This is a genomic window from Limnobacter parvus, from assembly GCF_024623725.1.
Classification (GTDB): domain Bacteria; phylum Pseudomonadota; class Gammaproteobacteria; order Burkholderiales; family Burkholderiaceae_B; genus Limnobacter; species Limnobacter parvus.
In genome coordinates this window covers 526,841-533,869 of sequence record NZ_JANKHG010000014.1, presented here as the reverse complement: position 1 = coordinate 533,869, position 7,029 = coordinate 526,841, and the positions used below count along the sequence as shown (strand labels likewise).

Sequence of the window (7,029 nt, the reverse complement as noted above, 5' to 3'; positions counted from 1 at the left end):
GATGGAAGAAGGTCTGCGTTTCGCGATTCGCGAAGGTGGCCGTACGGTAGGTGCTGGCGTAGTTGCCAAAATTACCAAGTAATAGTTGAAAAATGCCAACACCGGTGAATCGGTGTTGGCCACTCAGAGGTGAGCCAGCAGTCCCGTTTGGTCACACTCTTTTAGCTCTTTAGGAAACAACATGAACAACCAGAAAATCCGCATTCGCTTGAAAGCTTTTGATTACAAGCTGATTGATCAATCAGCGCTTGAAATCGTTGAAACAGCCAAGCGCACTGGCGCTGTAGTGAAAGGGCCGGTTCCTTTGCCCACTCGCATCAAGCGTTTCGATATTTTGCGTTCACCTCACGTGAACAAAACCTCGCGTGACCAATTTGAGATCCGTACGCATCAGCGCTTGATGGACATCGTTGACCCAACCGACAAAACTGTTGACGCATTGATGAAACTGGATCTGCCGGCTGGTGTTGACGTAGAAATCAAACTGCAATAACTGATCTGCGGTAAATAAGTTGCAGTAAATCAAATTAACGCATATAATCTTTGGCTAACCTTTTCAAAAGGTTAGCTTTAGTTAGAATTTAATCATTCGGCCAATCGTAGCCGAAATTGGAGAAATCATGAGTCTAGGCCTTATTGGTCGCAAGATCGGCATGATGCGCATCTTTACAGACGCGGGTGAATCTATTCCCGTAACTGTTGTGGATGTGTCTTCTAACCGTGTTGCGCAGCTCAAAACACTCGAACAAGATGGCTACACAGCCGTTCAGTTGGCCTACGGGTCCAAGCGTGCTTCCCGCGTTGTAAAAGCGCAGGCGGGGCACTTCGCAGCAGCTTCAATTGAAGCTGCTTCTTCCCTTGTTGAATTTCGCGTAGACACTGCCAAGCTTGCCGAATTGCAGGTTGGCGCCGCTGTGTCCGCTGAGATATTCGCACCAGGTCAAAAAGTTGACGTGAGTGGCGTAACGCAAGGTAAGGGCTTCAGCGGTGCAATTAAGCGTCACCACTTCAGCTCGCAGCGTGCTTCCCACGGTAACTCAATCTCTCACAATGCGCCCGGTTCCATCGGCATGGCACAAGATCCAGGTCGAGTGTTTCCTGGCAAGCGCATGGCTGGTCAGTTGGGTAACGTAAATCGCACAACCCAGAATTTGGAAGTTGTGCGTGTAGACGCCGAGCGTGGCTTGCTTTTGATCAAAGGCGCTGTGCCAGGATCGAAGGGTGGCCAGTTGTTGGTTAAGCCAGCTGTTAAGGCAAAGGCGTAAGGGGAACCAGATGGAATTGAAAGTCATTAGTGATTCTGGGCAGGCCTCTCAAACTGTTCAGGTGTCCGACGTAGTTTTTGGTCGCGAGTACAACGAGCCGCTGATTCATCAGTTGGTGGTGGCGTATCAGGCCAATGCGCGTCAAGGTACACGTCAGCAGAAAGATCGCTCAGAAGTGCGTGCTTCGACACGCAAGCCGTGGAAGCAAAAAGGTACTGGCCGTGCGCGAGCCGGTGCGGTGTCCAGCCCATTGTGGCGCGGAGGCGGCAAAACCTTCCCAAATTCTCCAGACGAGAATTTCACTCAGAAGCTGAACAAGAAAATGTTCCGCGCTGGTGTTTGCTCAATCCTTTCCCAGTTGAGTCGTGAGGGTCGTTTGGTGGTTGTTGAGTCTTTGGATCTCGAGTCACCAAAAACCAAGCTGCTTGATCAGAAATTGAAAGGCATGGGTCTTGATTCCGTACTGATGATTGTTGATTCAGTGGATGAGAACTTGTACCTGGCATCCAGAAACCTGCCCAATGTGGCAGTGGTCGAACCACGTTACGCTGACCCACTTTCCTTGATTTATTTCAAGAAAGTAGTCGCGACTCGCGCTGCGATCGACAAACTGCAGGAGATGTACGCATGAACACCCAGCGTTTAATGAAAATTCTGTTGGCGCCCATCGTTTCTGAGAAGAGCACGATGCTGGCCGACAAGCATGAGCAGATCGCTTTCAAAGTTTGTACTACTGCAACCAAGCACGAGATCAAGGCCGCCGTTGAGCTGTTGTTCAAAGTCGAGGTTGAAGCCGTGCGTGTAGTCAACATTGCTGGTAAGCAGAAGCGCTTTGGCCGCACCATGGGGCGTCGCTCCGATGTGCGCAAAGCTTACGTTGCGCTGAAAGCTGGTCAGGAAATTAATTTCTCGGAGGCTGCGTAACATGCCATTAGTTAAATTAAAGCCAACGTCACCAGGCCGCCGTGCAATGGTGAAAGTGGTTCACCCGCATTTGCACAAAGGTGAGCCCTACGCGCCGCTGCTTGAAAAGAAGTCAAAAACTGCGGGCCGTAACAACAACGGTCGCATCACAACCCGTCACATGGGTGGTGGTCACAAGCAGCACTACCGCATGGTTGATTTCAAGCGCAATAAAGACGGAGTGCCTGCGAAAGTGGAAACGATCGAGTACGATCCTAACCGCACAGCACATATTGCCCTGATTTGTTATGCAGATGGTGAGCGTGCCTACATTATTGCACCGCGTGGTTTGCAGTTGGGTCAAACAGTGGTGAATGGTTCTGAAGCGCCAATCAAGATCGGCAACACATTGCCAATCCGTAACATCCCCGTGGGCACAACTGTGCATTGCGTTGAAATGTTGCCAGGCAAAGGTGCCCAGATCGCACGTTCCGCGGGTGGCTCGGCCATGTTGTTGGCGCGTGATGGCACTTACGCCCAAATGCGCTTGCGTTCCGGTGAAATTCGCCGCGTGCACATTGAGTGCCGCGCAACCATTGGTGAAGTCAGCAACGAAGAAAACAGCTTGAAGAAAGTTGGTAAAGCTGGTGCAACTCGCTGGAAAGGGATTCGCCCAACCGTTCGTGGTACTGCCATGAACCCGGTTGACCACCCGCACGGTGGCGGTGAGGGCAAAACAGGCGAGGGTCGCGTACCAGTTAGCCCGTGGGGTCAGCCGTCAAAAGGCTACCGTACTCGCAACAACAAGCGTACCAATTCGATGATTGTTCAGCGTCGTCACAAGCGTTAAGTGGGGTAAACAGATATGTCTCGTTCATTAAAAAAAGGTCCTTTCTGCGACGCCCACTTGATCAAAAAAGTGGAGGCTGCTGCAGCATCCAAGGATAAGCGTCCAATTAAAACCTGGTCCCGTCGCTCGACTGTACTCCCTGAGTTCATCGGTCTGACAATCGCTGTGCACAATGGCAAGCAACACGTGCCTGTGTATATCAACGAAAACATGGTTGGTCACAAACTCGGCGAATTTGCGTTGACGCGCACTTTCAAGGGTCATGCGGCTGACAAAAAGGCCAAGCGATAAGGGGTAGGAAATGGAAACTCGTGCAATTTTGAAGGGTGTTCGCTTGTCTCCTCAGCGTGGCCGTATGGTCGCTGATTTGATTCGCGGTAAAAAGGTCGATCAGGCCTTGAGCATCCTAGCTTTCTCGCCACAGAAAGCGGCATTGATCGTGAAAAAGGTATTGGAAAGCGCAATCGCCAATGCAGAACACAACGATGGTGCTGATGTGGATGAGCTGAAAGTAAAAACCATTTACGTGGAAGAGGGGCCTGTGTTGAAGCGCTTTACAGCGCGCGCCAAGGGCCGTGGTAATCGTATCACTAAGAAAACTAGTCACATTTATGTGACAGTCGGAAACTAAGGGGGTTACATGGGTCAGAAGATTAACCCTACGGGCTTTCGCCTAGCGGTATCACGCAACTGGGCTTCTCGCTGGTACGCATCGAATCGTGATTTCTCCAAGATGCTTCTTGAAGACATTCAGGTTCGTGACTTCCTGAAAAAGAAGTTGAAAAACGCCTCTGTGGGCCGTGTGCTGATTGAGCGTCCTGCAAAGAACGCACGCGTTACGATTTATTCGGCGCGCCCTGGTGTTGTGATCGGGAAGAAAGGCGAAGACATTGAGTTGTTGAAGGCTAGTCTGCAGAAATTGGTCGGCGTTCCCGTGCATGTGAACATCGAAGAAGTTCGCAAGCCTGAGATTGATGCCCAGCTGATCGCTGACGGAATCTCTTCGCAGCTCGAGCGCCGCATTATGTTCCGACGCGCCATGAAGCGTGCGATGCAGAATGCAATGCGCATGGGTGCCCAGGGTATCAAGATCATGTCTTCGGGTCGTTTGAATGGTATCGAGATTGCACGTACCGAATGGTATCGTGAGGGTCGCGTGCCATTGCACACACTGCGCGCTGACATTGATTACGCAACCAGCGAAGCGGCAACAACCTACGGCATTATCGGTATTAAAGTCTGGGTTTACAAAGGCGACACATTGGGTCGTGGCGAAGTGGCAGCGGCGCCAGTTGAGGCAGAGAAAGAAGAGCGTCGTCCGCGTCGTCCTTCCACTCGCCCTGCTGGTGCGGGTGCACGCAAGGCACGTAAGCCCGAGGGTGCTAGCGCAGCAGCTAGTGGTTCAAACAAAGAGGAAGGCGCTGCAAGCACTTCCTCAGAACAGTAATCTAGGAGCGCATGATGTTACAGCCATCACGTCGCAAATATAGAAAAGAACACAAAGGCCGAAATACTGGTCTGGCCACCCGTGGCGCAAGTGTTTCTTTTGGTGTTTACGGTTTGAAGTCAACTGGCCGTGGTCGCTTGACCGCTCGTCAGATTGAGTCAGCTCGTCGAGCCATGGTTCGTCACATTAAACGTGGCGGTAAGATTTGGATTCGCGTGTTTCCGGACAAGCCAATTACCAACAAGCCTGCGGAAGTTCGTATGGGTAACGGTAAGGGTAGCGTTGAGTTTTACGTGGCTGAAATTCAGCCAGGCAAAGTGCTCTACGAAATGGACGGTGTAAGTGAAGAGTTGGCGCGTGAGGCATTCCGCCTGGCCGCTGCCAAACTGCCTCTTCCTTGCGTGTTCGTAACACGTCAGATTGGGAGTTAAGCAATGAAAGCTTCTGAATTGCGCGGCAAAAGCGCGGCAGAATTGACGAAAGAGTTGGAAGAGTTGTTGCGTGCGCAGTTTTCCCTGCGCATGCAGTCTGCTACGCAGCAGTTAACCAACAACTCCCAGTTGGCAAAAGTACGTAAGGACATCGCTCGCGTTAAAACAGTGATGACTCAATCGAAGAGGTCCGCATGAGCACCGAAGCGAAAGTAAGTTTGAAGCGTACCCTTGTGGGTCGCGTTGTAAGTGACAAAATGACGAAGTCCGTGGTGGTGATGGTTGAGAACCGTATCAAGCATCCCATCTATGGCAAGTACATTGTCAAATCTCACAAATACACGGCTCACGACGAAAGCAATGAAGTTGGTGAGGGTGACTTGGTTGAGATCTGCGAAGGTCGCCCAATTTCCAAGACAAAATCTTGGAGTGTGACCAAAGTGTTGGAGAAAGCAAAAATCATTTGATTTTTGTCTTGCTCAAGTAATTCAAGCCTGCTAATATAGCAGGCTATCTTTTCAACCCATGCGGGACCAAAACTGGTTGCGAAAGCGATTAAGTTGGTTTGACAATCCATGATACAAATGCAAACACGGCTAGATGTGGCCGACAACACGGGTGCGCGTTCTGTTATGTGCATCAAGGTTCTTGGTGGATCCAAGCGCCGCTACGCGGGCATTGGTGACATCATCAAGGTGTCCATTAAGGATGCGGCCCCACGTGGCCGTGTCAAGAAAGGCGAGATCTACAACGCAGTGGTCGTTCGTACGGCAAAGGGCGTTCGTCGTCCTGATGGCGCGTTGATCAAGTTTGATGGCAATGCAGCAGTTTTGCTGAACGCGAAACTTGAGCCCATCGGTACCCGTATTTTTGGCCCAGTTACACGCGAACTTCGTAATGAAAAGTTTATGAAAATCGTGTCGTTGGCACCAGAAGTTCTGTGAGGCAATTATGAACAAAATTCGCAAAGGCGATGAAGTGCTGGTTCTTAACGGCAAGTTCAAGGGGAAGAAGGGCGTTGTGCTTTCCCGTGTGAACGATGAATACCTCTTGGTAGAGGGCGTAAACATTGTTAAGAAGCATCAAAAGCCAAATCCTATGAAGGGAGATGTTGGTGGTGTTGTTGATAAAACAATGCCCATCCACCAGTCTAATGTCAGTTTGTTTGACAAAGAGACGGGTAAGCCATCTCGTGTAGCCATCAAGCAGGTGAATGGCAAATCCGTGCGAGTACTGGTGAAAACCGGTTCTCAGTTGGCAAACTAAGGGGGCCGTCGTGTCACGTTTTCAAGATTTTTATAGAAACGAAGTCGTTGGTCAGATGACCAAGCAGTTTGGTTACAAGTCGGTAATGGAAGTGCCTCGCATCACCAAGATCACTCTAAATATGGGTGTGGGTGAGGCGGTCAACGATAAGAAGATTATTGAGCACGCCGTTGGTGATTTGACAAAGATTGCAGGTCAGAAACCAGTGGTTACCAAGGCCAAGAAAGCGATTGCTGGGTTTAAGATCCGCGAAGGCTATCCGGTCGGATGCATGGTGACCTTGCGTGGTGACCGCATGTATGAATTTCTCGACCGCTTGGTGACGATCGCGTTTCCACGTGTTCGCGATTTCCGTGGTGTGTCCGGCAAGTCCTTTGACGGCCGCGGTAACTACAACATCGGTATTAAAGAACAGATTATTTTCCCTGAGATTGAGTACGACAAAATCGACACACTTCGGGGTCTTAACATCAGCGTAACTACGACAGCGCGTACCAACGATGAAGCCAAAGCTTTGTTGACCGCTTTCAAGTTCCCGTTCCGTAACTGAGGTGTGACGTGGCAAAACTAGCTTTGATTAATCGTGAGAAAAAGCGCGCCGGTTTGGTGAAGAAGTATGCAGCCAAGCGCGACGCTTTGAACAAGATTGTAAAAGATCAATCGGTCAGTGAAGCAGACCGCTATGAGGCGCGTCTGAAGCTGCAGGCGCTGCCGAGAAATGCGAACCCAACTCGTCAGCGTAATCGCTGCGAATTGACTGGTCGTCCCCGTGGCACATTCCGTTTGTTCGGTTTGGCCCGTAACAAGATCCGTGAGATTGCCATGCGTGGTGAGATTCCTGGAATCACTAAGGCAAGTTGGTAAGGG

General features: G+C 50.6%; 16 protein-coding genes. All 16 read left to right on the top strand.

Annotated features, from left to right (window positions below):
* The coding region (locus NSP04_RS04935; RefSeq protein ID WP_461786809.1) for an EF-Tu C-terminal domain-related protein at positions 1-82 on the top strand (82 nt) is incomplete at its 5' end.
* 99 nt (positions 83-181) lie between these two features.
* Positions 182-493, top strand: a complete 312-nt coding sequence (gene rpsJ, locus NSP04_RS04930) for a 30S ribosomal protein S10 (protein ID WP_130557578.1) — start codon at positions 182-184, stop codon at positions 491-493.
* A gap of 127 nt (positions 494-620) precedes the next feature.
* Positions 621-1,265 carry a 50S ribosomal protein L3 gene (gene rplC, locus NSP04_RS04925; protein WP_257511202.1) on the top strand — a complete coding sequence of 215 codons (645 nt, stop codon included), beginning with the start codon at positions 621-623 and terminating at the stop codon, positions 1,263-1,265.
* A gap of 10 nt (positions 1,266-1,275) precedes the next feature.
* Positions 1,276-1,896, top strand: coding sequence for a 50S ribosomal protein L4 (rplD, locus tag NSP04_RS04920; RefSeq protein ID WP_257511201.1), 621 nt, complete (start codon positions 1,276-1,278; stop codon positions 1,894-1,896).
* A complete protein-coding gene (gene rplW / locus NSP04_RS04915; RefSeq protein ID WP_008253367.1) occupies positions 1,893-2,189 on the top strand; it encodes a 50S ribosomal protein L23 in 297 nt (98 codons plus the stop codon). The genes rplD and rplW overlap by 4 nt, the downstream gene beginning before the upstream one ends.
* A gap of 1 nt (position 2,190) precedes the next feature.
* Positions 2,191-3,018, top strand: a complete 828-nt coding sequence (rplB, locus tag NSP04_RS04910) for a 50S ribosomal protein L2 (RefSeq protein WP_257511200.1) — start codon at positions 2,191-2,193, stop codon at positions 3,016-3,018.
* 15 nt (positions 3,019-3,033) lie between these two features.
* Positions 3,034-3,309: a 30S ribosomal protein S19 gene (rpsS, locus tag NSP04_RS04905; protein WP_105028066.1), complete on the top strand. Its 276-nt coding sequence runs from the start codon at positions 3,034-3,036 to the stop codon at positions 3,307-3,309.
* Between the two features lie 10 nt (positions 3,310-3,319).
* Positions 3,320-3,649 carry a 50S ribosomal protein L22 gene (gene rplV / locus NSP04_RS04900; RefSeq protein WP_105028067.1) on the top strand — a complete coding sequence of 110 codons (330 nt, stop codon included), beginning with the start codon at positions 3,320-3,322 and terminating at the stop codon, positions 3,647-3,649.
* 9 nt (positions 3,650-3,658) lie between these two features.
* Positions 3,659-4,465 carry a 30S ribosomal protein S3 gene (gene rpsC / locus NSP04_RS04895; protein ID WP_257511199.1) on the top strand — a complete coding sequence of 269 codons (807 nt, stop codon included), beginning with the start codon at positions 3,659-3,661 and terminating at the stop codon, positions 4,463-4,465.
* A 14-nt stretch (positions 4,466-4,479) separates the two neighbouring features.
* Positions 4,480-4,896 carry a 50S ribosomal protein L16 gene (gene rplP, locus NSP04_RS04890; protein ID WP_008253343.1) on the top strand — a complete coding sequence of 139 codons (417 nt, stop codon included), beginning with the start codon at positions 4,480-4,482 and terminating at the stop codon, positions 4,894-4,896.
* A 3-nt stretch (positions 4,897-4,899) separates the two neighbouring features.
* A complete protein-coding gene (gene rpmC, locus NSP04_RS04885; protein ID WP_257511198.1) occupies positions 4,900-5,094 on the top strand; it encodes a 50S ribosomal protein L29 in 195 nt (64 codons plus the stop codon).
* Complete coding sequence (gene rpsQ, locus NSP04_RS04880; RefSeq protein WP_008253346.1) at positions 5,091-5,363, top strand: 30S ribosomal protein S17; 273 nt, start codon at positions 5,091-5,093, stop codon at positions 5,361-5,363. The genes rpmC and rpsQ overlap by 4 nt, the downstream gene beginning before the upstream one ends.
* Before the next feature lie 108 nt (positions 5,364-5,471).
* Positions 5,472-5,840, top strand: a complete 369-nt coding sequence (gene rplN / locus NSP04_RS04875; protein WP_257511197.1) for a 50S ribosomal protein L14 — start codon at positions 5,472-5,474, stop codon at positions 5,838-5,840.
* A 7-nt stretch (positions 5,841-5,847) separates the two neighbouring features.
* Positions 5,848-6,162 carry a 50S ribosomal protein L24 gene (gene rplX / locus NSP04_RS04870; RefSeq protein WP_257511196.1) on the top strand — a complete coding sequence of 105 codons (315 nt, stop codon included), beginning with the start codon at positions 5,848-5,850 and terminating at the stop codon, positions 6,160-6,162.
* Positions 6,163-6,172: 10 nt separating this feature from the next.
* Positions 6,173-6,712, top strand: a complete 540-nt coding sequence (rplE, locus tag NSP04_RS04865; RefSeq protein ID WP_257511195.1) for a 50S ribosomal protein L5 — start codon at positions 6,173-6,175, stop codon at positions 6,710-6,712.
* A gap of 8 nt (positions 6,713-6,720) precedes the next feature.
* Entirely contained in the window at positions 6,721-7,026 is a 306-nt protein-coding gene (gene rpsN, locus NSP04_RS04860; protein ID WP_257511194.1) for a 30S ribosomal protein S14, read from the top strand.
* Positions 7,027-7,029 lie beyond the last annotated feature (3 nt).